Annotated in this window: 26 protein-coding genes; 11 read left to right on the plus strand and 15 right to left on the minus strand. The window is 58.0% G+C overall.

Annotation, left to right across the window (positions count from 1 at the left end; genetic code table 11):
• Positions 1-101 precede the first annotated feature (101 nt).
• The 3 genes from AC1RKH_RS09340 to acnA all read right to left on the minus strand — a co-directional run bounded on the left by AC1RKH_RS09340 (position 102) and on the right by acnA (position 5,568).
• Entirely contained in the window at positions 102-1,667 is a 1,566-nt protein-coding gene (locus tag AC1RKH_RS09340; protein WP_123425675.1) for a methyl-accepting chemotaxis protein, read from the minus strand.
• 99 nt (positions 1,668-1,766) lie between these two features.
• On the minus strand, positions 1,767-2,558 hold the full coding sequence (locus AC1RKH_RS09345; RefSeq protein WP_493061520.1) for a CPBP family intramembrane glutamic endopeptidase: 792 nt from the start codon (positions 2,556-2,558) through the stop codon (positions 1,767-1,769).
• A gap of 259 nt (positions 2,559-2,817) precedes the next feature.
• Entirely contained in the window at positions 2,818-5,568 is a 2,751-nt protein-coding gene (gene acnA / locus AC1RKH_RS09350) for an aconitate hydratase AcnA (protein WP_493061521.1), read from the minus strand.
• 222 nt (positions 5,569-5,790) lie between these two features.
• On the opposite strand from acnA, the gene rlmM reads away from it, so the two are divergent.
• Both rlmM and tusA read left to right on the plus strand, forming a co-directional pair.
• Entirely contained in the window at positions 5,791-6,864 is a 1,074-nt protein-coding gene (gene rlmM / locus AC1RKH_RS09355; protein ID WP_123425678.1) for a 23S rRNA (cytidine(2498)-2'-O)-methyltransferase RlmM, read from the plus strand.
• 178 nt (positions 6,865-7,042) lie between these two features.
• Complete coding sequence (tusA, locus tag AC1RKH_RS09360) at positions 7,043-7,294, plus strand: sulfurtransferase TusA (protein ID WP_071550969.1); 252 nt, start codon at positions 7,043-7,045, stop codon at positions 7,292-7,294.
• On the opposite strand, the gene AC1RKH_RS09365 is transcribed toward tusA, so the two are convergent.
• Positions 7,291-8,700 carry an MATE family efflux transporter gene (locus AC1RKH_RS09365; RefSeq protein ID WP_493061522.1) on the minus strand — a complete coding sequence of 470 codons (1,410 nt, stop codon included), beginning with the start codon at positions 8,698-8,700 and terminating at the stop codon, positions 7,291-7,293. The two genes, tusA and AC1RKH_RS09365, sit on opposite strands and share 4 nt — an antisense overlap.
• 158 nt (positions 8,701-8,858) lie before the next feature.
• Here AC1RKH_RS09365 and pdxB point away from each other — a divergent pair, with 158 nt between their 5' ends.
• Positions 8,859-10,001: a 4-phosphoerythronate dehydrogenase PdxB gene (gene pdxB, locus AC1RKH_RS09370; RefSeq protein ID WP_493061523.1), complete on the plus strand. Its 1,143-nt coding sequence runs from the start codon at positions 8,859-8,861 to the stop codon at positions 9,999-10,001.
• Positions 10,002-10,027: 26 nt separating this feature from the next.
• Here pdxB and AC1RKH_RS09375 read toward each other — a convergent pair whose 3' ends face one another.
• The gene (locus tag AC1RKH_RS09375) at positions 10,028-11,389 is read right to left on the minus strand and encodes a heavy metal sensor histidine kinase (RefSeq protein ID WP_493061524.1); all 1,362 of its coding nucleotides are present in this window, start codon (positions 11,387-11,389) and stop codon (positions 10,028-10,030) included.
• Positions 11,389-12,069 (minus strand): heavy metal response regulator transcription factor, encoded by a 681-nt coding sequence (locus AC1RKH_RS09380; RefSeq protein WP_493061525.1) that lies wholly within the window; start codon positions 12,067-12,069, stop codon positions 11,389-11,391. The genes AC1RKH_RS09375 and AC1RKH_RS09380 overlap by 1 nt, the downstream gene beginning before the upstream one ends.
• 155 nt (positions 12,070-12,224) lie before the next feature.
• On the opposite strand from AC1RKH_RS09380, the gene copI reads away from it, so the two are divergent.
• Together copI and queF are read left to right on the plus strand one after the other, a co-directional pair.
• Positions 12,225-12,758: a copper-resistant cuproprotein CopI gene (copI, locus tag AC1RKH_RS09385; protein WP_493061526.1), complete on the plus strand. Its 534-nt coding sequence runs from the start codon at positions 12,225-12,227 to the stop codon at positions 12,756-12,758.
• 61 nt (positions 12,759-12,819) lie between these two features.
• The gene (gene queF, locus AC1RKH_RS09390; RefSeq protein WP_493061527.1) at positions 12,820-13,650 is read left to right on the plus strand and encodes an NADPH-dependent 7-cyano-7-deazaguanine reductase QueF; all 831 of its coding nucleotides are present in this window, start codon (positions 12,820-12,822) and stop codon (positions 13,648-13,650) included.
• Positions 13,651-13,822: 172 nt separating this feature from the next.
• Here queF and AC1RKH_RS09395 read toward each other — a convergent pair whose 3' ends face one another.
• The gene (locus tag AC1RKH_RS09395; RefSeq protein ID WP_123425684.1) at positions 13,823-14,086 is read right to left on the minus strand and encodes a DUF4404 family protein; all 264 of its coding nucleotides are present in this window, start codon (positions 14,084-14,086) and stop codon (positions 13,823-13,825) included.
• A 123-nt stretch (positions 14,087-14,209) separates the two neighbouring features.
• The gene (gene pcrP / locus AC1RKH_RS09400; protein ID WP_493061528.1) at positions 14,210-14,830 is read right to left on the minus strand and encodes an HAD superfamily inactivated hydrolase PcrP; all 621 of its coding nucleotides are present in this window, start codon (positions 14,828-14,830) and stop codon (positions 14,210-14,212) included.
• 175 nt (positions 14,831-15,005) lie between these two features.
• On the opposite strand from pcrP, the gene AC1RKH_RS09405 reads away from it, so the two are divergent.
• Complete coding sequence (locus AC1RKH_RS09405) at positions 15,006-15,695, plus strand: MlaA family lipoprotein (protein ID WP_493061529.1); 690 nt, start codon at positions 15,006-15,008, stop codon at positions 15,693-15,695.
• 60 nt (positions 15,696-15,755) lie between these two features.
• On the opposite strand, the gene AC1RKH_RS09410 is transcribed toward AC1RKH_RS09405, so the two are convergent.
• The gene (locus AC1RKH_RS09410) at positions 15,756-16,055 is read right to left on the minus strand and encodes a PilZ domain-containing protein (RefSeq protein WP_493061530.1); all 300 of its coding nucleotides are present in this window, start codon (positions 16,053-16,055) and stop codon (positions 15,756-15,758) included.
• 276 nt (positions 16,056-16,331) lie between these two features.
• Here AC1RKH_RS09410 and rssB point away from each other — a divergent pair, with 276 nt between their 5' ends.
• Both rssB and rssC read left to right on the plus strand, forming a co-directional pair.
• On the plus strand, positions 16,332-17,513 hold the full coding sequence (gene rssB / locus AC1RKH_RS09415; protein WP_123425688.1) for a two-component system response regulator RssB: 1,182 nt from the start codon (positions 16,332-16,334) through the stop codon (positions 17,511-17,513).
• Positions 17,513-17,995 carry an anti-sigma factor antagonist RssC gene (gene rssC, locus AC1RKH_RS09420; protein ID WP_123425689.1) on the plus strand — a complete coding sequence of 161 codons (483 nt, stop codon included), beginning with the start codon at positions 17,513-17,515 and terminating at the stop codon, positions 17,993-17,995. The genes rssB and rssC overlap by 1 nt, the downstream gene beginning before the upstream one ends.
• A 244-nt stretch (positions 17,996-18,239) precedes the next feature.
• On the opposite strand, the gene tal is transcribed toward rssC, so the two are convergent.
• From tal to dusA, 3 genes are all read right to left on the minus strand, one after another.
• Entirely contained in the window at positions 18,240-19,166 is a 927-nt protein-coding gene (tal, locus tag AC1RKH_RS09425) for a transaldolase (protein ID WP_123425690.1), read from the minus strand.
• Positions 19,167-19,365: 199 nt separating this feature from the next.
• Positions 19,366-19,740 carry a DUF2388 domain-containing protein gene (locus tag AC1RKH_RS09430; protein WP_493061531.1) on the minus strand — a complete coding sequence of 125 codons (375 nt, stop codon included), beginning with the start codon at positions 19,738-19,740 and terminating at the stop codon, positions 19,366-19,368.
• Positions 19,741-19,919: 179 nt separating this feature from the next.
• Positions 19,920-20,939, minus strand: a complete 1,020-nt coding sequence (gene dusA, locus AC1RKH_RS09435; RefSeq protein WP_493061532.1) for a tRNA dihydrouridine(20/20a) synthase DusA — start codon at positions 20,937-20,939, stop codon at positions 19,920-19,922.
• Between the two features lie 102 nt (positions 20,940-21,041).
• Here dusA and AC1RKH_RS09440 point away from each other — a divergent pair, with 102 nt between their 5' ends.
• The 3 genes from AC1RKH_RS09440 (at position 21,042) to AC1RKH_RS09450 (ending at position 24,067) form a co-directional block, all read left to right on the plus strand.
• Positions 21,042-22,148 (plus strand): site-specific integrase, encoded by a 1,107-nt coding sequence (locus AC1RKH_RS09440; protein ID WP_493061533.1) that lies wholly within the window; start codon positions 21,042-21,044, stop codon positions 22,146-22,148.
• A gap of 88 nt (positions 22,149-22,236) precedes the next feature.
• Entirely contained in the window at positions 22,237-23,394 is a 1,158-nt protein-coding gene (locus AC1RKH_RS09445) for a DUF262 domain-containing protein (RefSeq protein WP_493061534.1), read from the plus strand.
• Between the two features lies 1 nt (position 23,395).
• The gene (locus tag AC1RKH_RS09450; RefSeq protein ID WP_493061535.1) at positions 23,396-24,067 is read left to right on the plus strand and encodes an MAE_28990/MAE_18760 family HEPN-like nuclease; all 672 of its coding nucleotides are present in this window, start codon (positions 23,396-23,398) and stop codon (positions 24,065-24,067) included.
• Here AC1RKH_RS09450 and AC1RKH_RS09455 read toward each other — a convergent pair.
• From AC1RKH_RS09455 to AC1RKH_RS09465, 3 genes are all read right to left on the minus strand, one after another.
• Positions 24,012-25,076: a DNA cytosine methyltransferase gene (locus tag AC1RKH_RS09455; RefSeq protein ID WP_493061536.1), complete on the minus strand. Its 1,065-nt coding sequence runs from the start codon at positions 25,074-25,076 to the stop codon at positions 24,012-24,014. The two genes, AC1RKH_RS09450 and AC1RKH_RS09455, sit on opposite strands and share 56 nt — an antisense overlap.
• Before the next feature lie 150 nt (positions 25,077-25,226).
• Entirely contained in the window at positions 25,227-25,505 is a 279-nt protein-coding gene (locus AC1RKH_RS09460) for a pyocin activator PrtN family protein (protein WP_493061537.1), read from the minus strand.
• 12 nt (positions 25,506-25,517) lie between these two features.
• A complete protein-coding gene (locus tag AC1RKH_RS09465) occupies positions 25,518-26,273 on the minus strand; it encodes a DNA cytosine methyltransferase (RefSeq protein ID WP_493061867.1) in 756 nt (251 codons plus the stop codon).
• Between the last annotated feature and the right edge of the window lie 15 nt (positions 26,274-26,288).

Consider the following 26,288-nt stretch of genomic DNA (forward strand, 5'->3'; position numbering starts at 1 on the left):
GCTTGCTCGCGATGAGGACCTGACAGACGACATCACTTTCAAACTGGCAATAAAAAACCCGGAAGTATCACCTCCCGGGTTTTTGTATTTGCCAACAACGATCAGCGGTTAAACCGCTCCACCAACGAATACTGGGTATTCGCCGTTCGCGTCAGCTCTTCACTCAGCAGCGCCGAGTTCTGTGCCTGTTCCGAGGTCTGGTCGGCCAGTTGCGCGATGGTGCTGATGTTGCGGCTGATCTCTTCAGCCACCGCGCTTTGCTCTTCAGTAGCTGCAGCGATTTGCGTGGTCATGTCGGTGATGTTGGCCACCGCTTCGCTGATGCCCACCAGTGCCTGGTCAGCTTCCAGAACCCGCGCCACGCCTTCTTCGGCCTGGCGATGTCCCGCTTCCATGGTTTGCACCGCCGTGCTGGCGGTCTGTTGGAGCTTGGCGATCAGGCTGTGGATCTGCCCGGTCGATTCGCTGGTGCGTTGCGCCAGTTGCCGTACTTCGTCAGCCACCACCGCAAAACCACGACCCATCTCACCGGCGCGAGCCGCTTCGATGGCCGCGTTCAAGGCCAGCAGGTTGGTCTGGTCGGCGATGCCTTTGATCACGTCGACCACGCCGCCGATTTCGTCGCTGTCCTTGGCCAGTTGGGTCACGGTCAGACCGGTTTCACCGACCACCACCGACAGGCGCTGGATAGCTTCACGGGTTTCGCCAGCGATGTCACGACCACGGCCGGTCAGGCGATTGGCTTCCTGGGTGGCGTCAGCGGTGCGTTGCACGTGGCTGGCGACTTCCTGGGTAGTGGCGGCCATCTGGTTGACGGCCGTCGCCACTTGCTCGGTCTCGACGCGCTGACGTTCCAGGCCGGTCGAGCTTTTGTGCGCCAGGGTGTCGGACTGTCGAGCCTGTTCGGTCAGGTGCTCGGCGGTGTCTTGCAGGCGAGTCAGGCAGGTTTTCAGACGGGCTTCCTGGCTGAGGATCGACATTTCCAGGCGCGCTTGAGCGCCGCGGCTGTCGGTGTACATCTGCGCAATCAGCGGGTCGGACGTGGTCTGCTCGGCCAGGCGCAGCAAACGCTTGAGGCCGCGCTGTTGCCAGCTCAAACCGAGCAGGCCGAGTGGCACCGAAAGTCCGGCAGCCAAGGCAAAACCCCACTGCGAGTTGAGCGTGGCGCCAATCATGAAGCTCAGCTGGCTGACCAGAATGAACGGCAACCAGTCCTGTAGCACCGGCAGCCATTTATCTGTTTGAGGAATCGCCGACTTGCCCTGATTGATGCGTTGGTAGAGCGCTTCGGCGCGGCGGATCTGTTCGGCGGTGGGCTTGACCCGCACCGACTCGTAACCGACCACCTGCTTGCCGTCGAATACCGGTGTGACATAGGCGTTAACCCAGTAGTGGTCACCGGTCTTGCAGCGATTCTTGACAATGCCCATCCATGGCAAGCCTTGTTTCAGTGTGTCCCACATGTGCGCGAAGACCGCAGCCGGGACGTCGGGGTGACGGACCAGGTTGTGCGGCGCACGGATCAGTTCCTCACGAGAAAACCCGCTGATTTCGACGAAAGCATCGTTGCAGTAGGTGATCACGCCTTTGGCATCGGTCGTGGAAATCAACCGTTGCTGAGCCGGGAAGGTCCGTTCGCGTTGTGTAATGGGCTGGTTATTACGCATGGCTTTTTCAATCCGCAAGGCTTTGACAGGGTGTCGGCAGCGCCAGGAATAAATTGAAATTATTTTTCAATATTCAGCGGTGCCGCACATTGTTTGATTTCAACCGGCCAGCATCGGGTAGGTGAAGAGGCCAAAGTGCAACAGATTCAAACCAAAGTGCGTGGCGATGGCTGCCCCCAGTCCACCGAAACGGTACGCCAGCCCGTAACCAACCCCGGCAAGGCTCGCCAGCAGCACCCATTGCCAGCCAGCGCCGAGGTGCGCCAGGCCGAACAACAGCGCGGTACCGAGCAGGGCGAGGTGTTCGCCGTAGCGCAGGTGGTTCAGGCAGCGACTCAAACCACCCTGAATGTAACCGCGAAACAGCGCCTCCTCGACCAGCGTCACCAGCAGCAGGTTGTTCAGCACCCAGAGCCAGGATTGATCGGGCCACTTCGGCGCCCAACTGATCATGCCCAGCAGCAGCGCGCCACCAAGAGCAGTCAGCGCGCTCAAGGGCAGTGCCGCGGCGGTGGCATACAGTGAAAGGCGCAGGGAGCGGCGACCGACAATCCACGGGCAAACCAGCAACAGCCAGAAGCCAATCAGTGGTTTATCCAGATTCAGGTACATGGAATACGGCACCGCATCGGCAGTGAAGCGTTCCGGGCCGATACCGCGACCGTTGTAGAAACCGGGAAGCCAGTGCATTGCCAGCGCGAGCGCCAGGAAAATGAACAAGCCGTGACCCAGGACGCGGCCGACCTGAATCTGAGGCTGGCGAACGGCAAAACCGGCAAACAGTAATAACCCGACGGTAATTGCCGCCAGCCAGCCGAGTTGGCTGTAGATCAGGGCCAGTGCGTAGCCGATGGAGAGGAGTGCCAGGTAGAGCCATGGCAGAGCAATCATGTGAAGTCCTTGTGTCTGAGATTCTGCGGGCCACCTCGGTCCACTGTGGGAGCGAGCTTGCTCGCGAAGGGGCCATAAGACTCAACATCAATATTGCCTGTTCTGGCGCTTTCGCGAGCAAGCCCGCTCCCACACTTGATCGGTGTTGTTCACATTTTTGTGCCCGCCACATCACCACTATGGAAGCGGTGCGATTAAAGGGACGTTCGCGACGCAAACAAAAACACCGCCTGAAGGCGGTGTTTTTGTCAGTGCGACATTATGAAGCGATCAACTGCCGCAACACGTAATGCAGAATCCCTCCCGATTTGAAGTATTCCACTTCGTTCAGCGTGTCGATCCGGCACAGCACGTCCACCTTCTCGCTGCTGCCGTCCTCGCGGGTGATCACCAGTGTCAGGTTCATTCGTGGCGTCAACTCGACGCCTGTCAGTCCCTGAATGCTGAGTGTCTCCTTGCCGGTCAGGTTCAGGCTCTTGCGGTTCTGATCGAGCTTGAACTGCAGTGGCAATACCCCCATGCCCACCAGGTTGGAACGGTGAATCCGTTCGAAACTCTCGGCGATCACCGCTTTGACGCCCAGCAGGTTGGTGCCCTTGGCCGCCCAGTCACGGCTTGAGCCGGTGCCGTATTCCTGGCCGGCGATCACCACCAGCGGAGTGCCCGCCGCTTGATAGCGCATGGCGGCATCGTAGATCGGCAGTTTTTCACCGGTCGGAATGTAGAGCGTGTTGCCGCCTTCTTCGCCGCCGAGCATTTCGTTGCGAATGCGGATGTTGGCGAAGGTGCCGCGCATCATCACTTGATGGTTACCGCGACGTGAGCCGTAGGAGTTGAAGTCTCGCGGTTCCACACCCTGTTCACGCAGGTAGCGCCCGGCCGGGCTGTCGGCCTTGATGTTGCCGGCGGGAGAGATGTGGTCGGTGGTCACCGAATCGCCCAGCAGGGCCAGCACGCGTGCACCGCTGATGTCCTGAATCACCGGCAGGGGGCCGGAAATGTCATCGAAGAACGGCGGATGCTGGATGTAGGTGGAGTCCTTCTGCCAGACGTACGTCGCCGCTTTCGGGACTTCGATGGCTTGCCACTGCGCGTCACCGGCGAACACTTCGGCGTATTCCTTGTGGAACATCGCGGTGTCGACCTGCGCCACGGCGTCGGCAATTTCCTTGCTGCTCGGCCAGATGTCCCGCAGGTACACCGGCTTGCCATCCCTGCCATCGCCCAGTGAGTCGCTACTGATGTCCATGCGCACGCTGCCGGCCAAGGCATAGGCGACAACCAGCGGCGGGGAGGCCAGCCAGTTGGTTTTCACCAGTGGATGCACACGACCTTCGAAGTTGCGGTTGCCGGACAGCACTGAAGCGACGGCCAGGTCGGAACTCTGAATGGCTTTTTCAATCGGTTCCAGCAACGGCCCGGAGTTACCGATGCAGGTGGTGCAGCCATAGCCGACCAGAGAAAAGCCCAGTTCATCGAGGTATTGGGTCAGGCCCGCGGCCTTGTAGTAGTCAGTGACCACTTTGGAACCGGGCGCCAGCGAGCTTTTCACCCACGGTTTGCGTTTGAGGCCTTTCTCCACGGCTTTTTTCGCCACCAGCCCGGCAGCCATCATCACGCTCGGGTTGGAGGTGTTGGTGCAAGAGGTGATGGCGGCAATCACCACGGCGCCGTTTTTCAGGCGATAGGTCTGGCCTTCATACTCGTAGTCCGTTTCGCCGATGAGGTCGGCATTGCCGACGGCAACACCGCCGCCACCTTCGCTTTCGAGGCGACCTTCTTCCTTGCTGGTGGGGCGGGTGGGTTTGACTTGCAGGCCGAGGAAGTCAGTGAACGCCTGGGCGACATTTGGCAGCGACACCCGGTCCTGTGGGCGTTTGGGGCCGGCGAGGCTGGCTTCGACGCTGCTCATGTCCAGCGCCAGGCTGTCAGTGAACACCGGTTCTTTACCGGGCAGGCGCCACAGGCCTTGGGCTTTGCAATAGGCCTCGACCAGTTTCACCACGGCGACGGGCCGACCGGACAGGCGCAGGTACTCCAGTGTCACGTCGTCCACCGGGAAAAAGCCGCAGGTGGCGCCGTATTCCGGGGCCATGTTGGCAATGGTTGCGCGATCCGCCAGTGGCAATTCAGCGAGACCGTCGCCATAGAACTCAACGAATTTGCCGACCACGCCTTTCTTGCGCAGCATCTGGGTGACGGTCAGCACCAGGTCGGTGGCGGTGATGCCTTCCTTGAGTTTGCCGGTGAGTTTGAAACCGATCACTTCCGGGGTCAGCATCGACACCGGTTGGCCGAGCATCGCGGCTTCTGCTTCGATGCCGCCAACCCCCCAGCCGAGTACGCCGAGACCGTTGATCATGGTGGTGTGGGAATCGGTGCCCACCAACGTGTCCGGGAAGGCGTAGGTGCGGCCGTCCTCATCTTTGGTCCACACGGTGCGGCCGAGGTATTCGAGGTTGACCTGGTGACAGATGCCGGTGCCCGGCGGCACGACGCTGAAGTTGTCGAAGGCGCTCTGGCCCCAGCGCAGAAAGGCGTAACGCTCGCCATTACGCTGCATCTCGATGTCGACGTTTTGACCGAAGGCAGCGCTCGTTGCGAATTTGTCGACCATCACCGAGTGGTCGATCACCAGATCCACTGGCGACAGCGGATTGATTCGCTGCGGATCGCCACCGGCCTTGGCCATGGCGGCGCGCATGGCGGCGAGGTCGACCACCGCTGGCACACCGGTGAAGTCCTGCATTAATACGCGCGCGGGACGGTACTGGATTTCCCGGTCGCTGCGCCGCTCTTTGAGCCAGGCGGCGAGGGCCTTGAGGTCGGCGCCGGTGACGGTTTTTTCGTCTTCCCAGCGCAGCAGGTTTTCCAGCAGGACTTTCAGCGACATCGGCAGTTTGTCGAGATCGCCTAACGCTTTGGCGGCTTCCGGCAAGCTGAAGTAATGGTAGGTCTTGTCGTCTATTTGCAGCGTTTTAAGGGTTTTCAGGCTATCGAGGGACGGCATTGAAATGACTCCTTTGGGTCCGCACGGCAACGGACTGGCGGGACAGACAGAGCTCTTAACCTAGCCCTGTTTAGACGTTAAGGCTAATAACCGGACTCTATGGACAAGTCCAGGCTGGTGAACTCGGCTATCATGCGCCGGTTTTCGTGACAGGCTTTGCTTCAACGCAAGTCTGGGCATCGCGCAGTGGTTGAATTTCTCGCCATCTGCCCAGGAGTAAGAATGAACACCCTCTTTATGCATTGCCGGCCAGGCTTCGAAGGCGAAGTCTGTTCCGAGATTTCCGAACACGCCGCACGGCTGAACGTGGCCGGTTATGCCAAGGCCAAAACCGCCAGCGCCTGCGCCGAGTTTGTCTGCACCGAAGAAGACGGCGCCGAGCGCCTGATGCGCGGCCAGCGTTTTTCCCAGCTGATCTTTCCGCGTCAATGGGCTCGCGGCATCTTCATTGATCTGCCGGAAACCGACCGCATCAGCGTAATCCTCGCCCATCTGGCGAGCTTCCCGACGTGCGGCAGTCTGTGGCTGGAAGTGGTTGATACCAACGATGGCAAAGAGCTGTCGAACTTCTGCAAGAAATTCGAAGGCCCGCTGCGCAAGGCGCTGACCGGCGCTGGCAAACTGGTGGAAGACCCCAACAAGCCGCGTTTGCTGCTGACCTTCAAAAGTGGCCGTGAAGTGTTCGTCGGCCTGGCCGAGGCCAATAACTCGGCGATGTGGCCGATGGGTATTCCGCGCTTGAAGTTCCCGCGTGAAGCGCCAAGCCGTTCGACCTTGAAGCTGGAAGAGGCGTGGCACCATTTCATCCCGCGTGATCAGTGGGATGAGCGCCTGCACAGCGACATGACCGGCGTCGACCTGGGCGCCGCGCCTGGCGGCTGGACCTGGCAACTGGTCAACCGTGGCATGTTGGTGACCGCTATCGATAACGGCCCAATGGCTGAAAGCCTGATGGACACCGGGCTGGTTCAGCATTTGATGGCCGACGGTTTCACCTTCAAGCCCAAGCAACCGGTGGACTGGATGGTCTGCGACATCGTCGAGAAACCGGCGCGCAACGCCGCGATGCTGGAAGAGTGGATTGGCGAGGGGCATTGCCGCGAGGCGGTGGTCAACCTGAAGCTACCGATGAAGCAGCGTTATGCCGAAGTGAAGCGCTTGCTCGAGCGCATTGAAGAGGGCTTCAAGGCGCGTGGTATTCGGGTCGATATCGGCTGCAAGCAGCTGTATCACGACCGTGAAGAGGTGACCTGCCATTTGCGCCGGCACGATATGAAAAAACCGAAAGCTCGCTGATTCACACGGACCAATGTGGGAGCGAGCTTGCTCGCGATTGCGGTGTGTCATTCAACATTGAAGTCGGCTGATGTACCGCTATCGCGAGCAAGCTCGCTCCCACAGGTACATCGAAATGCCACAGATGACGATATACCCCGCATTGCGCGACAATAGCGGCCAGTTTCAGGAGTGAGTCATGAGTGAAATGATCAATACGCCGGTAGACGGCACCCTCGACGCCACCGGCCTCAATTGCCCGGAGCCGGTGATGATGTTGCACCAGCATATTCGTGACCTGGTGCCTGGCGGCCTGCTCAAGGTGATTGCCACCGACCCGTCGACCCGTCGCGACATTCCCAAGTTCTGCGTGTTTCTGGACCATGAACTGGTTGGACAGCATGAAGAGGCAGGCACCTACCTCTATTGGATCCGCAAGAAACTCGCTTAATCCGCTGACCGACTGATGCGGATTCGCTTGCGTGCACTGCGCGTCAGGCGGATCGACAGCATCAGCGCCGCGCAGCTCAAGCCCACGATCAAGCCCTGCCACAGCCCGCTCGGTCCACTTGGCGCGCCGAGCCAGTGGGTCAGGCCAAGGGCGTAACCCACCGGCAAACCAATCCCCCAGTAAGCGAACAAGGTCAGGATCATCGTCACGCGAGTGTCCTGATAACCGCGCAGCGCACCTGCAGCAGTCACCTGGATCGCATCCGAGAACTGAAACAGCGCTGAATAGACGATCAGCATCGACGCCACCTGAATCACGATCGGGTCGGCGGTGTAAATCGCCGCGATGTGTTCACGCAGCAACAGCATCATGCTCGCCGACAGGCAGGCGTAAGCCAGCGCAGTGCCCATGCCGACACCGGCGGCGAAGCGTGCTTCGCGGGGTTCCTCGCGCCCAAGTGCCTGGCCGACCCGCACGGTCACGGCCATGCCCAGGGAGTAGGGGATCATGAACACCAGCGAACTGAAGTTCAGGGCGATCTGATGCCCGGCCACCACCGTGGCGCCGAGGCTGCCGATCAACAGGGCGATCACCGCGAAAATGCTCGACTCGGCGAACACTGCGATGCCGATCGGCAGGCCGATGCCCAGCAGACGCTTGATCACCGCCCATTGCGGCCAATCGAAACGGCTGAACAACTGACTCGATTGATAGGCCGGCGCCCAACGCTCCCAACCGGCCATGCCCAGCGCCATCACCCACATCACAATCGCGGTGGCCCAGCCGCAGCCGACGCCGCCCATGGCGGGTACACCGAGGTGGCCATAAATGAAGATGTAGTTCAGCGGAATATTCAGCGCCAGTCCACACAGACCCAGAACCATCGCCGGCCGGGTGCGTCCCAGGCCGTCACTGAAGCAGCGCAGCACGTGATACAGCGCCACCGCCGGCAGACCGCTGGCGATGCCGTGCAGGTATTGCATGCACGGGCCGATCAGCTCGGGATCGACCTTCATGATGTGCAGGATCGGTTCGGCGCTGAACAGCATGCCAGTCGCCATCAGGCCCACCACCAGCGCCAGCCACAATGCCTGACGGACGATAGGGCCGATCTCGGCGTGGGTGCCGGCGCCGAAGCGCTGAGCCACTTTTGGCGTGGTCGCCAGCAGCGTGCCGGTCATCAGCAGGAACACCGGCACCCAGATCGAGTTGCCCAGTGCCACCGCCGCCAGATCGCGCGGCCCGACGCGGCCGGCCATCACCGCATCGACGAAGCCCATGGCGGTGGTTGCCAGCTGCGCGATCATGATCGGCAGCGCCAGGCCAAGCAGGTTTTTAAGCTCCAGGCGAACCCGGGCCGGGCGGTTGAGGGAAATAGCGGCGGGGCTGTCAGTTACGGAATTCACAGGCGAAGCGTCCAGAGAGGTTTGATGCGCGGGGCGGCGCATTCTACGCGTTGACGCCGCAGTCAGGAAAATTCCTGTGTTGCGGATTTGTAAACTCGCACCTTTGCAGCTCCTACGAAGATGTGCGCTACACTGCCGATCCGCCAAAGGAGCCTGCCATGCTGATTGTTGCCGACGAAAATATCCCGCTGCTCGATGCGTTCTTTGAAGGTTTCGGCGAAATCCGCCGTGTACCGGGACGCTCCATCGACCGCGCCACGGTCGAGGCGGCCGATGTGCTGTTGGTGCGCTCGGTGACCAAGGTCGACCGCGACTTGTTGGAAGGCAGCAAAGTGCGGTTTGTCGGCACCTGCACCATTGGCACCGATCACCTGGATCTGGACTACTTTCAGCAGGCCGGCATCACCTGGTCCAGCGCGCCGGGCTGTAATGCCCGAGGCGTGGTCGACTACGTGCTGGGCAGCCTGCTGACCCTGGCCGAAATCGAAGGCGTCGATCTGGCCGAGCGCACATACGGGGTCGTCGGCGCCGGTGAAGTTGGCGGTCGGCTGGTCAAGGTTCTGCAAGGTTTGGGCTGGAAGGTGCTGGTGTGTGATCCACCGCGTCAGGCGGCCGAAGGCGGCGAATTTGTCAGCCTGGAGCAGATCATCGGGCAATGCGACGTCATCAGCTTGCACACCCCGTTGAGCAAAAACGCTGAGCAACCGACCTGGCACCTGTTTGACGAAAACCGCTTGAACCAACTCAAGCTCGGTGCCTGGCTGATCAACGCCAGTCGTGGCCCGGTGGTGGATAACAGCGCATTGCGCGAAGTGCTGCTGGTGCGCGAAGACCTGCAAGCGGTGTTGGACGTGTGGGAAGGCGAGCCGAGTGTCGATATCGCCCTGGCCGAACTGTGCGTGATTGCCACTCCGCATATTGCCGGTTACAGCCTCGACGGCAAGCAGCGCGGGACCGCGCAGATCTATCAAGCGTTTTGCCAGTTCCTCGGGCAGCCAGCCCAGGTCTCCCTTGATGAGCTGTTGCCGGCACCGTGGCTGGCGCAAGTCCACTTGAACGCCAGTTGTGATCCAGCCTGGGCCTTGGCGATGGTCTGCCGTGGGGTGTACGACCCGCGCCGCGATGACGCGGATTTCCGCCGCAGCCTGGTGGTCAGCGGTGCCGAACAGCGCACGGCGTTTGACCTGCTGCGCAAGCATTACCCGGAACGTCGAGAGATTGATGGACTGAAGGTACGCATTGACGGCGAATCACCGGCCTTGCGGCAAATGGTGGCGGCGTTGGGGGCAACGGCTGTCTAGCGACCTGCAGGCCAGCGTTGCTGGCCTCAAACCCCTTTCGGCAACTCCATCAAAAACCGCGTCCAGCCCTGGCCCGATTCGCAATGAATCGTTCCACCATGGGCGCGGATGATCGACTGAGTGATCGCCAACCCCAATCCTGCATGTTCGCTGCTGCCTTCATGGCGCGCCGGATCTGCACGGTAGAAGCGGTCGAACAAGCGCGGCAGCAACGCTTCGGCAATGCCTTCCCCGGAGTTCTCGATACTCAGGCTCAACCCTTTTGGCGCATCGACAATCCGCACTTGAACCTCGCCGTGTGGCGGGGTAAAGCGCAGCGCGTTGTCCAGCAGATTGGAGAGGGCGCGGCGCAACATGCTGCGGTCACCACTGATGCCGGCGCTGCCGAGTCGGGTCAGCTTGACCTGGGCGTCTTCGGCCAACGGTGCGAAGAATTCCAGCAGCAGATCCGCTTCCTCAGCCAGTTGCAGCGGCTCGCGTTTTGGAATCAGCAAACCGTGATCGGCCTTGGCCAGATAGAGCATGTCGTTGACCAGTTGCGCCATCCATTGCAGCTCTTCGAGGTTGCTGTGCAGGGCCTCGCGGTAATCTTCGAGGTCACGCGGGCGGGTGAGGGTGACTTGAGTGTGGGTCAGCAGATTCGACAGCGGCGTGCGTAGTTCGTGGGCGATGTCGGCAGAGAAGGCTGACAGTCGCTGGAACGAGTCGTCGAGACGGCCGAGCATGGCGTTAAACGTGTGGGCCAGCTCGGCGAGCTCCGTGGGCATTTGATCTTCGGGCAGGCGCTGGGTCAGTGAGCTGGCAGAGACCCCGGCGGCCACTTCACTCATGCGCCGCAACGGCCGCAAACCACTGCGCGCCGCCCAGGCACCGAGCAGCGCGGTGGCCAGCGCCGACAAGCCGACGGTCAGCCAGATCAAATGCTGCATGCGCTGCAAAAAATGCTGATGGTGGGTGATGTCGAGCATCAGAATCAGCTGCGCGGAATCGGCTTTGTCCGGCGCAAGTGCAGCGCTGTAGACCCGATACGCCGTGCCGGCGCTGTGCAAACTGTGAAGGCCGGACTGGGCTGGCAAATCGGCAGGCAGGTTCGTCGCACTGTCGAACCACACACGCCCATCGGCACCGCGGACCCGCAATGCCAGGTCCGGCTGATGGCTCATTTCATCTTGCAAGCGGGCTTTGCGTTCGGCGAACAACACTGGGTCGTCGGCACCCGCCAAGGCGCTGCGCAGGGCGATCAGCTTGCTGTCGAGCAGTTGCTGGTCGAGTTCAATAAAGTGCGTTTCGCTGGCGCGGCTGAACAGCACGCCGGCGAACAACGAAACCACCGCCGTGCAGGCGGCAAACAGCAAGGCCAGACGGCCGCTCAGGGACAGGCGGCGCATCAGGCGGGACGCTCTTCAAGCACGTAACCCATGCCGCGCACGGTATGAATCAACTTGTTCGGGAAGTCGTCGTCGATCTTCAGGCGCAGGCGGCGGATCGCCACTTCAATGACGTTGGTGTCGCTGTCGAAATTCATGTCCCAGACCTGCGAAGCGATCAGCGATTTGGGCAGCACTTCGCCCTGACGGCGCAGGAGCATTTCCAGCAAGGCGAATTCCTTGGCGGTCAGGTCGATGCGCTGGCCGCTGCGCTCGACCCGACGCCGGATCAGATCCAGTCGCAGATCCGCCAGTTGCAGACTGGTTTCCTGCGGCGTCACGCTGCCGCGACGCAACAGGCTACGCACGCGGGCGAGGAACTCGGAGAAGGCGAAGGGCTTGACCAGGTAATCGTCGGCGCCCAGTTCCAGCCCATGAACCCGGTCTTCAACGGCGTCGCGAGCCGTGAGAAACAGCACTGGAATATCCAGGCCGGCGCTGCGCACCGCTTGCAGAATCTGCCAGCCGTCACGGCCGGGGAGCATCACGTCGAGAATCAGCAAGGCGTAATCACCCGTCAGCGCCAGGTGTTGGCCGGTGTTGCCGTCGGCCACCAGTTCAGCGTTGAAACCAGCCTCGGTCAGGCCTTGGCGCAAGTAATGGCCGGTTTTCGGTTGGTCTTCGACGATCAGCAGTTTCATGAGGCGCTCGAGGTCAATGGAACAGGGGCGTTATACCGTGGCGGGCGGCCATGCAGCACAACCTTACAAAGTTGTAATCTAGCCGTCAGCTGGCTGGCAGCGGCGCAGCCATAGAGTTTCCCACAGGCTGAACCTCATCTTGTTGGAGTGTGATCATGTTTTTGCGTCATCGACTGGTGCTTGCCGGCTGTTTGCTGGTGTTGAGTTTTCCCGTATGGGCCTCGCCGGCACAGACCTACGACTTCGGTGCGCCAGCCCCGGCGGCCAAGGCTACACGCAGTGTCGAAATCGTGATGGGCGATATGTCGTTCACGCCCAAGGCGCTGGAAATCAAGGCCGGCGAGACAGTGCGTTTTGTGCTGATCAATAAAGGCCAGTTACTGCACGAGTTCAACCTGGGCCATGCGGCGATGCATGCAGCGCATCAACAGGAAATGCTGAAAATGCAGCAGAGCGGCATGCTGACTCCGACCGCGATGAAAAGCGCTTCCATGGACCACGGCTCGATGCCGGGCATGGATCACGGCGCAAGCATGAAGCACGATGATCCGAACAGTGTGCTGGTGGAGCCGGGCAAAACCGCCGAGCTGACCTGGACCTTCAACAAAGCCGGCAACCTGGAATTCGCCTGCAACATCCCCGGCCACTATCAGGCGGGCATGGTCGGCAAATTGACTGTCAGTCAGTAAGCACTCAAAGGCGGGAGCAAAGGCTGTTAGAATCCGCTGATTCTTCAGTCAGGTTTCCGCCATGCATCCCGCAGCCGAACATTCGCCGCTGGGCAAATCCAGCGAATACATCGCCACGTACACGCCGTCCTTGCTGTTCCCGATCCCGCGCACCGCGAAATGGGCCGAGCTTGGCCTGACGGCTGAAACCCTGCCGTACAAGGGCGTGGACTTCTGGAACTGCTTCGAGCTGTCCTGGCTGTTGCCGTCGGGCAAGCCAGTGGTGGCCATCGGCGAATTCAGCATCCCGGCGGACTCGCCGAACATCATCGAATCGAAGTCGTTCAAGCTGTACCTGAACTCGCTGAACCAGACGCCGTTCGCCGATACCCAAAGCCTTGAAGCTACTTTGGTGACCGATTTATCGGCGGCGGCTGGCAAACCGGTGGGCGTGCGCATTCGCAGCTTGAACGAGGTTCAGGCCGAAGGCGTCGTGGCGCTGCCGGGTGTGTGCATCGATGATCTGGACATCAGCGTCAGCAACTACGAGCATCCGCGTCCGGAACTGTTGCGTTGCGACGATTCGCGCATCGTTGAAGAAAGCCTGCACAGCCATCTGCTCAAATCCAATTGCCCGGTCACCAGTCAGCCGGACTGGGGCAGCGTCGCGGTCGAGTACCGTGGCGCGGCGCTGGATCACGCCAGCCTGTTGGCCTATCTGGTGAGCTTCCGTCAGCACTCGGACTTCCACGAGCAATGCGTAGAGCGGATCTTCCTCGATCTGCAACGCTTGCTGAAGCCGGAAAAGCTGACCGTGTATGCGCGTTACGTGCGCCGCGGCGGGCTGGACATCAATCCGTATCGCAGCACTGAAGCGGTACAACTGCCGAATCTGCGGTTGGTGCGCCAGTAAAGATCTAATGTGGGAGCGGGCTTGCTCGCGAAGAGGCCATTACATTCAACATTGATGCTGAATGTCACTCCGCCTTCGCGAGCAAGCCCGCTCCCACAGGGGATTGCATTTCAGGCCGTATAAAACGAAAAAGCCCCGCTATCACTAGCGGGGCTTTTTTGCATCTGAAGGGTCAGATCCCGATGTTGCCCAGGGTCTGCACGATGTTGCGCAAAATGGTGGCCAGCGCCGGGTGGTCCACTTCGAAACGCTCTACGGCAAGGTTTACGCCGTCTGACAGGCTGCTGTCCTGCGTCGCGGTTTCCAGTTTGATCTGCGCCTCGATTTTCTGCATCAGTTCTTGCAGGTGTTCGCGTTCTTCCAGCGTGAGCGGTGGGTTCTGCTCCAGTTGCTCGCGCAGGGCGTTGAGCTGTTCTTGCAGTTCGCGGGCAGGCATGGCGTTCTTCCTTTTATCGATAGGCACTGGCATAGACCGCAGCGATGGGCCAAAGGTCTGCATCTGACCTTTAGATTAATCCACTGGCGAGCGAAGTGCATGATCTTGATCAAGAACGGCCTATCAGGGCTTTTCACCCTTGTGTCGGCGCAGGCCGATGTCTGACAGGCAAGTGCCGAGTTCGCCCAGATGATCGATCACTGAGTGCACGCCGAGGCTGAACAGTTGCAGGGTCGCCTTGCCGCGTTTGAGCTCGCGCTCTTGCTGGCTCAAGGCTTGCCACTCACTGGGAGCCAGCCCGCAGAGTGAGCCGCAGGACGCCAGGCCAATGGTCCAGAGCCCGGCATTGAGGCCCGATTGCAGCAAGCGCGGTTCGCCGCTGACCAGTACGCAGCCGTCCAGACGATCGATGTTCAGTGCCATCAATGCTTGCCAGCACGCATCGGGGGAAGGCCATTGCCCGACATTCAGCGTGTGTGGGCTGGCGGTGATCCAGTCCGGCAGCGAAGTGGCCAGGGCGTGGCTTTGCGCGGGCGGCAACTCGTCGAGCCAGGCGCACGGAATGCCTTGAAGTTGCAGGCTGTGCAGCGCTTCCAGAGCGCCCGGTGTCAGGTGCGCCCGCTCGGCCGCATCGTAGTTGTTCTGACGGCTACAGGCGCCGAAATCCACCAGGCAGCCGCTGAGACCGAAAAGCACTGCGGTCGGGTTGGGAATGCTGTGGGGGAGGGCTTGGGCGTGAGGCATTTCGACGTCCCTGAAATAACCTGAGAGGTTATGGAGGGACCATGACAGTTGAGTGACATCGGGATGAATCGGCATTTCCCGGGTGGCTGCCTAAAAATACTTATCCGTCTTATACTAGCGCGCTTATCGCCCGGGTATTGAGGCCCGCGCCAGTACGGTCCAAGGAGTTTTTTCTATGCGCTGGAGCAATCGTCTAGCTCGACTATGTATGTGTGCCGGCGTGTTGCTGGTTCCGTTCGCTGCCCAGGCCGCGTCGGAAGATGACCCTTGGGAAAGCGTTAACCGTCCGATCTACAAGTTCAACGACGTGCTGGACACCTACGCCTTGAAACCTCTGGCGCAGGGCTATCAGTTCATCACGCCGCAGTTTCTTGAAGACGGTATCCACAACTTCTTCCGCAACATCGGTGACGTCGGCAACCTGGCCAACGACATCTTGCAGGCCAAGCCTCACGCTGCCGGCGTTGATACGGCTCGTCTGCTGATGAACACTACCTTCGGCCTGGCCGGTTTCTTCGATGTGGGCACCAAAATGGGCCTGCAACGCAACGACGAAGACTTCGGTCAGACCCTCGGTCACTGGGGTGTGGGGAGCGGTCCTTACGTGATGCTGCCGTTCTTCGGCCCAAGCACATTGCGTGATGCACCGTCCAGGTACGTCGACACCTTCACCAAGCCGTACCACTACATGAACGACATTCCGGCACGCAACACGTTGTTCGGCCTGGACGTGATCGACACCCGCGCCAGCCTGTTGTCGAGCGAGAAGCTGATCACGGGTGATAAATACATCTTCATTCGTAACGCTTACCTGCAGAACCGCGAGTTCAAGGTCAAAGACGGCAAGGTTGAAGACGATTTTTAAATCGTCACCTGCACAACAAGAAGGCGGCCATTTGGCCGCCTTCTTTGTTTCTATTCGTGCTCAATTCATTTTCAGGATTGTAAGCCCAAGTTTCTGGCCACCAGAGTCCTGTTGAGTGACCCAGACCACTTCAGTCTCGGCTTCCAGGCCTTTGAGCGCGGCGTGCTCGGAATCGATGCGCACGTTCAGCGTGTCACCCACCTGGAACGAACGGCTCGCCCGAACCTGCATGCCACTGCTGGAAAGGTCGATGCAGACGGCTGGAATCAAATCGCCGGCGTGGATCAAAGTGACGTCCGCATCGACCCGCATGCGGATGTAATCGCGCTTTTCACTGTAGTCACGATCGGTTTGGCTCATGGGCTCGATCCTTCCAATATGTTGCGGTTTTGGCTGTTCTTATAACTCCCGGTGATTTGCGATGTAAAGACGCCTGATGACCATCGGCGTGAGCTTGAAACGCCTCGCGGATGGGAGTACCGTCTGCGCCTTAGAAGGGCACCTCTGATGAACACGCTTGTAGGGCAAATGCTCGAAAGCGGTGCGACAGAGAGGCTAGAAAGCGAATCCAGTAGTGTGTGCCGGGCCGAATGCCCTGCCAGCTACGCCAACCTAATTCTGGCGCCGTTTGCCCACATGCAAAAAACCAGTGCCACGCTGCTGATAATCGATGACGACGAAGTAGTACGCGCGAGTCTCGCGGCCTATTTGGAAGACAGTGGGTTCAGCGTCCTTCAGGCCAGCAATGGCCAGCAGGGGCTTCAGGTATTCCAGCAAAACCAACCCGACCTGGTGATCTGCGATCTGCGCATGCCGCAGATGGGCGGGCTCGAACTCATTCGTCAGGTCACTGACCTTTCGCCGCAAACCCCGGTGATCGTGGTCTCGGGTGCCGGCGTAATGAACGACGCCGTCGAGGCCCTGCGCCTGGGCGCGGCGGACTACCTGATCAAACCGCTGGAAGATCTGGCCGTGCTCGAGCACTCCGTGCGCCGGGCCCTGGATCGTGCGCGTCTGCTGCTGGAAAACCAGCGTTATCGGGTAAAACTCGAGACCGCCAACCGCGAACTCGAAGCCAGCCTGAACCTGTTGCAGGAAGACCAGAACGCTGGGCGTCAGGTGCAGATGAACATGCTGCCGGTCAGTCCCTGGACGATCGACGAGTTCAAGTTTGCGCACCAGATCATCCCGTCGCTGTACCTGTCGGGCGACTTCGTTGACTACTTTCGGGTCGACGAGCGTCGGGTCGCCTTCTACCTGGCGGACGTTTCAGGGCATGGCGCTTCATCGGCATTCGTGACCGTACTGCTGAAATTCATGACCACGCGTTTGCTGTTCGAATCCAAGCGCAATGGCACCTTGCCAGAATTCACCCCTTCAGAGGTCCTTGGTCATATCAACCGAGGCCTGATCAGCTGTAAGCTGGGCAAACATGTCACGATGGTCGGTGGAGTCATCGACGAGGAGACGGGTTTGTTGACCTATAGCATCGGCGGGCACCTGCCGTTGCCAGTGTTATACACGCCAGAGAGTGTGGGTTATCTCGAAGGGCGCGGTCTGCCGGTGGGCTTGTTCAATGAAGCCACCTACGAAGACCACGTCATCGAGCTGCCGCCGGTATTCAGCCTGACGCTGATGTCCGATGGCATTCTGGACCTTTTGCCAGAACCGACACTCAAAGAGAAAGAGGCCGCCTTACCTGAACGGGTAAGAACGGCGGGCGGCAGCCTGGATGGCTTGCGGCAGGTTTTTGGATTGGCCACGCTAGGGGAGATGCCGGATGATATCGCCCTGTTGGTGTTGAGCAGGAATCTTTAATGAGTACCGGTAGAATCCAGTTCGCCGAGCAGGACGGCACCTTCGTCCTGAAGTTCGTCGGTGAAGTTCGCCTGACCCTGTGTTCGGCGTTGGATGCGACTATTGAGCGGATCTTCACGGCGTTGAACTTCAATGCAATCGTGATCGATCTGACCGAAACCCGCAGCATCGACAGCACCACGCTGGGCCTGTTGGCCAAGCTGTCGATCATGTCGCGGCAAAAGGTCGGCCTGCTGCCGACCGTCGTCACCACCCACGAAGACATCACGCGGCTGTTGGAGTCCATGGGCTTCGAGCAGGTGTTCAACATCGTTGACCGCCCGATTCCGTGCCCGGAATGCCTGACCGACCTGCCAGACCAGGATCAGTCCGAAGAAGTGGTGCGGATCAAGGTGCTCGAAGCGCACAAGATCCTCATGGGCCTGAACGACTCCAACCGCGAAGCTTTCCATGACTTGGTGAACGCCCTGGAGCGTCACTGATTCGCTGAGTCTGCGCCTTCTTCACCGGCCCCATCGCGAGCAGGCTCGCTCCCACACTAGTTTTGTGTCGATCACGCTACCTCGGTCACGCCACAAATCCCCTGTGGGAGCGAGCCTGCTCGCGATGGGGCCAGACCTGTCACCCGTTGCTCTGGCGCGAAGCTCATACAATTCCCGCGGCCAAACCGCATAAAAAAGGGCGAACCTGTGAGGGTTCGCCCTTTTTGCATCACGCTGAATCAAATCACAGCTTGGCTTGCAGCAGCGCTTCCAGTTTCTCCTGGTCACGAGCGAACTGACGAATACCTTCAGCCAGTTTCTCGGTGGCCATGGCGTCCTCGTTGGACGCCCAGCGGAACTGCGCTTCCGTCAGGCTCTGACGCGCTTCGCCAGCGTGGCCTGGCGCCAGCTTGCGTTCCAGCTTGCCGGTGTCGGCGGCCAGTTTCTCGATCAGCTCCGGGCTGATGGTCAGGCGATCGCAGCCGGCCAGTTGCTCGATCTGATTGAGGTTACGGAAGCTCGCACCCATGACCACGGTTTTGTAGTCATTGGCCTTGTAGTAGTTGTAAATGCGCGTCACTGACTGCACGCCCGGATCATCGGCACCGGTGTAGTCGTTGCCGTTGGTCTTCTTGTACCAGTCGTAGATACGGCCCACGAACGGCGAAATCAGGAACACCCCGGCCTCGGCACAGGCAACCGCCTGGGCGAAAGAGAACAGCAGTGTCAGGTTGGTCTGAATGCCTTCGCGTTCCAGCTTCTCGGCAGCGCGGATGCCTTCCCAGGTGGACGCGATCTTGATCAGCACGCGGTCGCGGCCAATGCCGGCCTTTTCGTACAGCTCGATCAGACGGTGCGCGCGCTTCAATACGGCGTCAGTGTCGAACGACAGGCGCGCATCCACTTCAGTGGAAATACGCCCCGGAATCACTTTCAGAATCTCTTGACCGACCGCGACACCAAAACGGTCGCTCGCCAGGCCCACGTCGCCTTTGCAGTCACTGACGCAGGCGTTCAGCAAATCGGCGTAGGCAGGAATGGCCGCTGCTTTAAGCAGCAGGGAAGGGTTGGTGGTGGCATCCACCGGTTTAACGCGAGCGATTGCCTCGAAGTCGCCAGTATCGGCCACCACGGTGGTGATTTGTTTGAGTTGTTCCAGCTTGGAAGTCATGAGCGTGCTCTATCCTGTGGGTCTGTTGACATTACCCGAGCGTTGACGACCACTCAAGGGCGCAAATGCGTAACAACGGCCAGAGCGGTAACAACCTGAGAACAGGCGTTGGAAAGGTCCGGTGCTATTCGGTAAATACGATGCTGAAATGGCTTACAGGTTCAAAGGAAGTGACGGGCAGTGGTTATTGAGGTTATGACTACTGGCTGCTGATCAGCGCAGCTACGGCGAGATCGTTCAGCTCTGCGTCGGGTGTTTCCTGCCTGAAGCGATTCAAGGCTGAGGTGAAATAGGCCACTTCAAGCGTGCCGTCGCTGGCGAGGTAGAGCTGTGCCGCTTCTTGCTCTTGTGCGGAATAGACGAGCTTGCGGTTCTCGGTCGTTTCCTGGCTGGCAGAGAAAGGTGAGAGCAGTACGCTGACGAGGGTAAAACCGCTGAGTTGGGTGACTTGCAGCGGGCTGTCTGTGTTACCTACACACAGGCCATCGCAGTGGGCGAAAGCCGTGGCGGAAGTTGCAGAGAGTAGGGCCAGGAGGGTGCAGCGCTTGAAAACAACAGAATTGAACACGGGCATAACGAGAAGGACGTCCTGTCGACAGTGCATCGGCGTAATTTCACAAGCAGGCAACACTTCTTGGTTGCCTGCCAGCCCGCTGGTGCTAGCGAGACTCCGATGCGGCGCAATGATCCACACTTTGCGCCTGCACAACAAGGAAGAGCTGCTACAACCGGCGAGATAGTAAAACCTGCCTATCAGCGCCCCTCCAACAACTCCGCCGCCTGATCCAGCAATGCCAAAGGCTCTTTAGCCTTGTGAATATCCACCGACAACAACTGCCGAAACTTGCGCGCCCCTGGAAACCCGGTGCCCAAACCCAGCACATGCCGAGTGATATGGTGCATCGCACCGCCCGCATCCAGGTGCGCGGCGATATAAGGCCGCAACTGCGCCAACGCCTCGGCCCGCGAAATCACCGGCGCCGTGCTGCCGAACAATTGCTGATCCACCTCAGCCATCACATAAGGATTGTGATACGCCTCACGGCCCAGCATCACGCCGTCAAAGATCTGCAAATGCTCGTGACAGGCCTCCAGCGTCTTGATCCCGCCGTTGAGAATAATCTCCAGCTCCGGAAAATCCGCCTTCAACTGCGCCGCCACGTCATAGCGCAACGGCGGAATGTCCCGATTCTCCTTCGGCGACAACCCCTCCAGAATCGCAATCCGCGCATGCACCGTAAAACTGGTGCACCCGGCATCCCGAACCGTCCCGACGAAATCACACAGCTCAGCGTAACTGTCGCGCCCATTGATCCCGATCCGATGCTTCACCGTCACCGGAATCGACACCGCATCGCGCATCGCCTTCACACACTCCGCCACCAACACCGGATGCGCCATCAGGCACGCACCAATCATATTGTTCTGCACCCGATCACTCGGACAGCCGACGTTGAGGTTCACCTCGTCGTAACCGTGTTCCTGCGCCATGCGTGCGCAGGCTGCCAGATCGGCTGGGACGCTGCCGCCCAACTGCAAGGCGAGTGGGTGCTCGGCTTCGTTGTGGCGCAGGAAACGGTCGTGATCGCCGTTGAGGAGGGCGCCGGTGGTGACCATTTCTGTGTAGAGGAGAGCGTGCTTGGAGAGCAGGCGCAGGAAGAAGCGGCAATGGCGGTCAGTCCAATCCATCATCGGCGCCACGCTGAAGCGGCGAGACAGCTCAGTACGAGAGTGGCTAGTGTTTACGGGGGATTCAGCTTTTTCGATATTCATTAGTACTGATCTTTTATACAGCTGTTTTTACCCATTATTCCTTGTTTTTTGAAGTCGGTTGCTACAATGTAGCAATCGAATTCAGCAATGTAGCAACTGGAAATGGGCACGATCACATCACGCAAGCGCAAGGACAATTCGACGGCTTACACGGCGCAGATACGGATCAATCGGGACGGGAAGACAGTTTATCAGGAAAGCCAAACCTTCGACCGCAAGCAGGTCGCCCAGGCCTGGATCAAGCGCCGGGAAACGGAGCTGGCGGAACCTGGTGGCATCGAGCGCGCGAACCGCAAAGGTGTGACGATCAAGAAGATGATCGAGCAGTACCTGGACGAGTACGAAAAGATCCGTCCGTTGGGCAAAACCAAGAACGCCACGCTGAAAGCAATCAAGGACACCTGGTTGGGCGAGCTCGATGACTCGTCGTTGACCAGCCAGAAGCTGGTGGAGTTCGCGCAATGGCGGATGAGTAAAGAGGGCGGTGGGGTTCAGGCACAGACGGTCGGCAATGATCTGTCGCACTTGGGTGCGGTGCTCTCCGTGGCGCGGCCGGCCTGGGGCTATGAGGTCGATCCGCTGGCGATGCCGGACGCGCGCAAGGTGTTGCGCAAGCTCGGCATGGTGAGCAAGAGCAAGGAACGTAACCGCCGGCCAACCTTGGATGAGCTGGACAAGCTGATGAAACACTTTTTCGGGGTGTTGAAGCGCCGGCCGGACTCAATCCACATGCCAAAGATGATCGCTTTCGCTATCTTTTCGACACGCCGGCAGGAGGAGATCACACGAATCCGGTGGGACGATCTCGATGAAACCCGGCAGGCCGTCCTGGTACGGGACATGAAGAATCCCGGGCAGAAGATCGGCAACGACGTATGGTGCCATTTGCCTGACGAAGCTTGGGCGATTCTGAAGACCATGCCCAAGACAGAGAGGGAAATTTTTCCCTACAACGGTAAGTCAGTGTCGGCGGCCTTCACTCGGGCGTGCCCGCTGTTGGGCATTGAAGATCTGCATTTCCATGACCTGCGGCATGAAGGGGTGAGTCGACTGTTCGAAATGGACTGGGATATCCCCAGGGTTTCCAGTGTTTCGGGGCATCGCGATTGGAATTCGTTGCGTCGATATACCCATTTGCGAGGAAGGGGTGATCAGTACAAAGGTTGGGTATGGCTTAGGCCTCTTCTAGGGCATCGTGTCTCCGGCTGACGGCAAAAATTGTTTTACTGCTGATTCCGGTAACGTTAGGCTGTGGCACGATGCTATTACCTCCTCAGAATTGGCGAATGGAATTTCAATGTCTACTGCAATGGAAGATTTAAGAAAAGAGTTACAAGTTGCTCGTACCGAAGAGCACCGCATGCAAGCTCTTGCAAAAATGGAAGATCTGCGTGTGCAGGCGGAAAACTCAATCCGAAATGCGCAAAAGAATATTGCCTATAGCACTCGAGAGTTTCCAATCGAGACAATTCTTCAAAAGTACCAAGATGGAATTGATACAGAAGAAAATGAGCTTTTTATCCCGGACTATCAGCGCGATTATAAGTGGGATATAAAAACTCTTTCTCGGTTCATTGAGAGTATTTTGTTGGATTTCCCAATACCGTACATTTATATAGCTAACGTTTCTGCTGAAGATCCTGAGTTGGATGGCCGGGTCGAAATTATTGACGGGTCGCAGCGAATTCGTGCGCTTGATTATTTCGTTACAAATCAAGTTGCTCTGCAAGACCTTAAGGAGCTTAAGGCGCTTGAGGGGTTTTATTTTGATGATTTGCCGGCTGGTCGCAAAAGAAGATTTTTACGTGAAACATTAAGGTTCGTTGAGCTTAAAGGCGAGGTAAGCGAATCGCATAGGCGCGACCTGTTCGAACGCATCAACTCAGGCATGAAGAAGCTGGTAGGTGCAGAGACCAGGCATGGTTCGGAATTCGCATCGTCCCCATTCTATAAGCAAATCATTGTGCCTTGTTCTGACGATGAGCTATTTTCCAAGCTTGCACCGCTGTCTAATAAGAAGAAGTCAAATGGTGATCATCTCGAGCTTGTTACTCGATTTTTTGCTTATCTTAATGATTTGGGCTCATATGACGGAAAGGTTCTCCAGTTCCTTGAGGAGTTCTTGGCTAAAAGCGTGGCAAGGGATGATGTTGCAATTGCGGCTGATCTCGTGGAATTTAACAAAACCATGCAATTTATTGATGCTCATTTCAATATGGGCTTTAGACGTACTCCTACAAGTAAAACGACGCCTCGTGCTAGATTTGAAGCTATTGCGGTAGGGGTGGCACTAGCATTGCGAGAGGCGCCCTATCTAAATGCGCCCGCAGCGCCGGTGAGTGATTGGTTGTTCGGTCCTGAATTTCAAGCCGTTATAAGCGCGGATAGTGCGAACAATAAGGCTCAGCTATTGGCTCGAATTGACTACGTCAAGAATAAGGTATTAGGGGCCTAACATGCTCGAAGCTGTCAAGGATGAGTTTGATAAGCGATCTGAAGAAATAGATACGCTTTATTCCCATATTGGAGGTTTAGATGCGGAACCTGACGAAGTGGTCAGGGAAGCCTCTGTTGGGCTAATTTCTATTCTTGCTTCGTCCTTATGTCTCATGCTCTACAATCAGGTTGAGTCGACGGCTTTCTCTTGCGTTGAGGCAATATATGACAGCGTGCATGAAAAGCGGATAAGCTTTAATAGGCTTGTGCCGGGATTTAAGAAGAAAATTTTGAACGATTGTCGTCAGGCGTATCACTCCGTCGACAGTTTGATGTCTGGATTTCAGAACAACGACATTTCTGAAGTTATCGCAAGAACATCACTCAAGCTGGAAAAGGTGTTCAGTGGAAACGTAGATGCTAGAAAGTTAAGGGAGGTTCTCGGGAATTATCATCTGGCAATTTCTGGGCCGTCACCTTTAAATCAAGGAGCCGAACTTTTGAGTTTAAAGGTTGCAAGGAACTCCCTTGCGCATGGCTCCGCTTCGTTTGAAAAGTACGGTCGGAGCCTGACGGTCTCAGATTTAAACAATTTGCGGGATAATATTCGAGAGTATATGTCTCATGTAATAGCCCTTACGGAGCGCTATTTAGAGTCTGAGGCATATCTAAATCCTTCAGATGCTGCATAAATGTTTCCCCGATAACTTCGCCTAACCGAACTGGGACGGCATTTCCAATCATCGTTCCAATGGCGCGAGTGGAGACTTCCGTGCCAGGTTCGAAAAATTCGTAGTCGTCGGGGAACGACTGAAGGATCGCCATTTCTCGAATGGACAAAGCGCGGTCCTGTTCCGGGTGGCCAAACCTGCCTGTGCCATAGCCATAGCTTTGAGTCGTAATGGTTGGGCTCGGTTTCTCCCACTGCATTCTGCCGTACACACTGGCGTAAGTGGACCCAGAAGCCTTTGAGTGGCACGCTGCGCGTAACGACTCGGGCCAATCTCTCCAAGTGCCGCCTGGTATCGAACATTTGATTCGCTGAAGATTCATGGTGTTGAGGGAAGCGGCGTAATGCAGGGAATCACTTGCATGTCGTTCTCCTGCCTCGAGCGGTGGGAGATGGCCAATTGCTGATTTAACTGTCTTGAATTGATCTGGCGCGAGTTTTGGGGCAATTATCTTGATCGGCCCTAGCTTCGAAGCAACAAGAACTAAACGCTTTCTTAGTTGATGAAGTCCGTATTCAGCGCAAGATACTACTTTGTAATCGACTTTGTAGCCTTCTGATTTGAGTGTCTTCACGAACTTTAAATATACGGAGTGGGTTCGTAGTTGCGGAACATTCTCCATGGTTACAAGTTCTGGTTTGCATTCCAGAATTAAGCGTTGGAATTCTCGAAGTAGCATCCATTTGTCGTCGTCACTCTTTCGAGTGCTAGAGTACTTTGAGAATGGCTGGCATGGAGCGCAACCGGCAAGAAGTTTAAAATTTCCACCCTGGAGCCACTTGTTCACGTCTTCGCTAGTTAGATCTGTGACTGATTTACCGACGAATACAGACGCTGAATTATTTTTTTCATACGCGTATTTGCAGGCTTGATCAAAGTCAACCCCGTAGGTGACGTTAATCCCTGCATTTTTAAGCCCTCGGGTTAAGCCTCCGGCTCCGCAAAATAAATCGACAGCTGTAACGGTCATTCAGGTCACTCAGTGGGTCAAAAGCAGGGGGCGTATGGTACAGATTTTTTCAGGTGAAATCGATCTTGTGGTCGGGCAAATCACTCTCAACGATTGCTAACCTCACCTGCCCGATGCTTGGCAGGTGTAGGTAGCCACGTTGATCCCGAGTCAGCAGTGGTTTTTGGGCCGGCTCATCAATTGATCTTGCTCCTTCATCGCGGTTTCTCTTTGTTTGTCTATGTATTTCGCCAGATCTTGCAGATGGATGCCTAGCGCTGCTTTCTGTGTCGCGGCTCCCAGTCGAACGATGGGGATATCAATTTCTCCTGACAGCCGCTTGTGCTTAAATTTTTCAACAGTCAACCCCATGTAGTCAGCGCACACGCGATCCAAAGGGATAACTGCTTGCCCGTTGTATTGGGCCATCAACAGGAAAAGAGTGTTCATGCTGCCTCCTGTTTATCGTCTGTCGGAAAGTAAATTGAATGCGTTCGCAGCCACGATTGGAGCCTGTCCGTTGCCAATGGCCTTAAGCCGGTCCACCCGATGGGCCACCCCATCAGCCACTCGGCCCAATCCGGGTTCAGATGACCACCATCCAATGCCATCACGGCGTGATCCAGGCGATCGTTCGAACGGTCGGCTCCCGATCGGCGAGTCAGTGCGGCAGGTGAGGATCCCTTCGCCATGCTCGCCACCGGCGTTGGCCATCGTCTGGCGGGTGTCTTCTGCGATGAGCCAGATCCGGTCTCGCTGATGAGGTGCGCCGAAGTCAGCCGCTCCGATAACACCCCATCGCGCGTCATACCCCATTTCGGCAAGGTCACCGAGCACCATGGCAAGTCCTCTTCCCACAAGCAGTGGTGAGTTCTCCAGCTCGATGTAGCGCGGTCGTACCTCATCGGTAATTCGTGCCATCTGCCGCCACAGTCCGGAGCGGGCTCCAACGATGCCCAGACCGTTGCCTGCGGCCGAGATGTCCTGGCAAGGAAATCCTCCCGAAACCACGTCAACAAGGCCTTGCCATGGCCGTCCGTCAAAACTGCACACATCAGACCAAATCGGGAAAGCCGGGAGCAGTCCATCGGTTTGTCGTTGCGCCAGAATCTGTGCAGCGTAGGCATCACGCTCAACGGCGCAGATGGTGCGCCATCCGAGGAGGTGAGCGCCGAGTATTCCGCCACCAGCGCCTGCGAAAAGAGCCAGCTCATTCACGCCGCCTCCTTCATA

It is taken from the genome of Pseudomonas sp. GW822-FHT06B12, assembly GCF_058799675.1.

Bases quoted from the DNA above. Each gene is read 5' to 3' on its own strand.
- AC1RKH_RS09445 (WP_493061534.1), top strand. From the start codon at position 22,237: ATGTCTACTGCAATGGAAGATTTAAGAAAAGAGTTACAAGTTGCTCGT.
- queF (WP_493061527.1), top strand. From the start codon at position 12,820: ATGCATCCCGCAGCCGAACATTCGCCGCTGGGCAAATCCAGCGAATAC.
- AC1RKH_RS09340 (WP_123425675.1), bottom strand. From the start codon at position 1,667: ATGCGTAATAACCAGCCCATTACACAACGCGAACGGACCTTCCCGGCT.
- rssB (WP_123425688.1), top strand. From the start codon at position 16,332: ATGCAAAAAACCAGTGCCACGCTGCTGATAATCGATGACGACGAAGTA.
- AC1RKH_RS09380 (WP_493061525.1), bottom strand. From the start codon at position 12,069: ATGAAACTGCTGATCGTCGAAGACCAACCGAAAACCGGCCATTACTTG.
- AC1RKH_RS09405 (WP_493061529.1), top strand. From the start codon at position 15,006: ATGCGCTGGAGCAATCGTCTAGCTCGACTATGTATGTGTGCCGGCGTG.
- AC1RKH_RS09375 (WP_493061524.1), bottom strand. From the start codon at position 11,389: ATGCGCCGCCTGTCCCTGAGCGGCCGTCTGGCCTTGCTGTTTGCCGCC.
- tusA (WP_071550969.1), top strand. From the start codon at position 7,043: ATGAGTGAAATGATCAATACGCCGGTAGACGGCACCCTCGACGCCACC.
- AC1RKH_RS09460 (WP_493061537.1), bottom strand. From the start codon at position 25,505: ATGAACACTCTTTTCCTGTTGATGGCCCAATACAACGGGCAAGCAGTT.
- AC1RKH_RS09395 (WP_123425684.1), bottom strand. From the start codon at position 14,086: ATGCCTGCCCGCGAACTGCAAGAACAGCTCAACGCCCTGCGCGAGCAA.
- AC1RKH_RS09410 (WP_493061530.1), bottom strand. From the start codon at position 16,055: ATGAGCCAAACCGATCGTGACTACAGTGAAAAGCGCGATTACATCCGC.
- AC1RKH_RS09440 (WP_493061533.1), top strand. From the start codon at position 21,042: ATGGGCACGATCACATCACGCAAGCGCAAGGACAATTCGACGGCTTAC.
- pcrP (WP_493061528.1), bottom strand. From the start codon at position 14,830: ATGCCTCACGCCCAAGCCCTCCCCCACAGCATTCCCAACCCGACCGCA.
- AC1RKH_RS09345 (WP_493061520.1), bottom strand. From the start codon at position 2,558: ATGATTGCTCTGCCATGGCTCTACCTGGCACTCCTCTCCATCGGCTAC.
- dusA (WP_493061532.1), bottom strand. From the start codon at position 20,939: ATGAATATCGAAAAAGCTGAATCCCCCGTAAACACTAGCCACTCTCGT.
- tal (WP_123425690.1), bottom strand. From the start codon at position 19,166: ATGACTTCCAAGCTGGAACAACTCAAACAAATCACCACCGTGGTGGCC.
- AC1RKH_RS09450 (WP_493061535.1), top strand. From the start codon at position 23,396: ATGCTCGAAGCTGTCAAGGATGAGTTTGATAAGCGATCTGAAGAAATA.
- rlmM (WP_123425678.1), top strand. From the start codon at position 5,791: ATGAACACCCTCTTTATGCATTGCCGGCCAGGCTTCGAAGGCGAAGTC.
- rssC (WP_123425689.1), top strand. From the start codon at position 17,513: ATGAGTACCGGTAGAATCCAGTTCGCCGAGCAGGACGGCACCTTCGTC.
- pdxB (WP_493061523.1), top strand. From the start codon at position 8,859: ATGCTGATTGTTGCCGACGAAAATATCCCGCTGCTCGATGCGTTCTTT.
- acnA (WP_493061521.1), bottom strand. From the start codon at position 5,568: ATGCCGTCCCTCGATAGCCTGAAAACCCTTAAAACGCTGCAAATAGAC.
- AC1RKH_RS09430 (WP_493061531.1), bottom strand. From the start codon at position 19,740: ATGCCCGTGTTCAATTCTGTTGTTTTCAAGCGCTGCACCCTCCTGGCC.
- copI (WP_493061526.1), top strand. From the start codon at position 12,225: ATGTTTTTGCGTCATCGACTGGTGCTTGCCGGCTGTTTGCTGGTGTTG.
- AC1RKH_RS09455 (WP_493061536.1), bottom strand. From the start codon at position 25,076: ATGACCGTTACAGCTGTCGATTTATTTTGCGGAGCCGGAGGCTTAACC.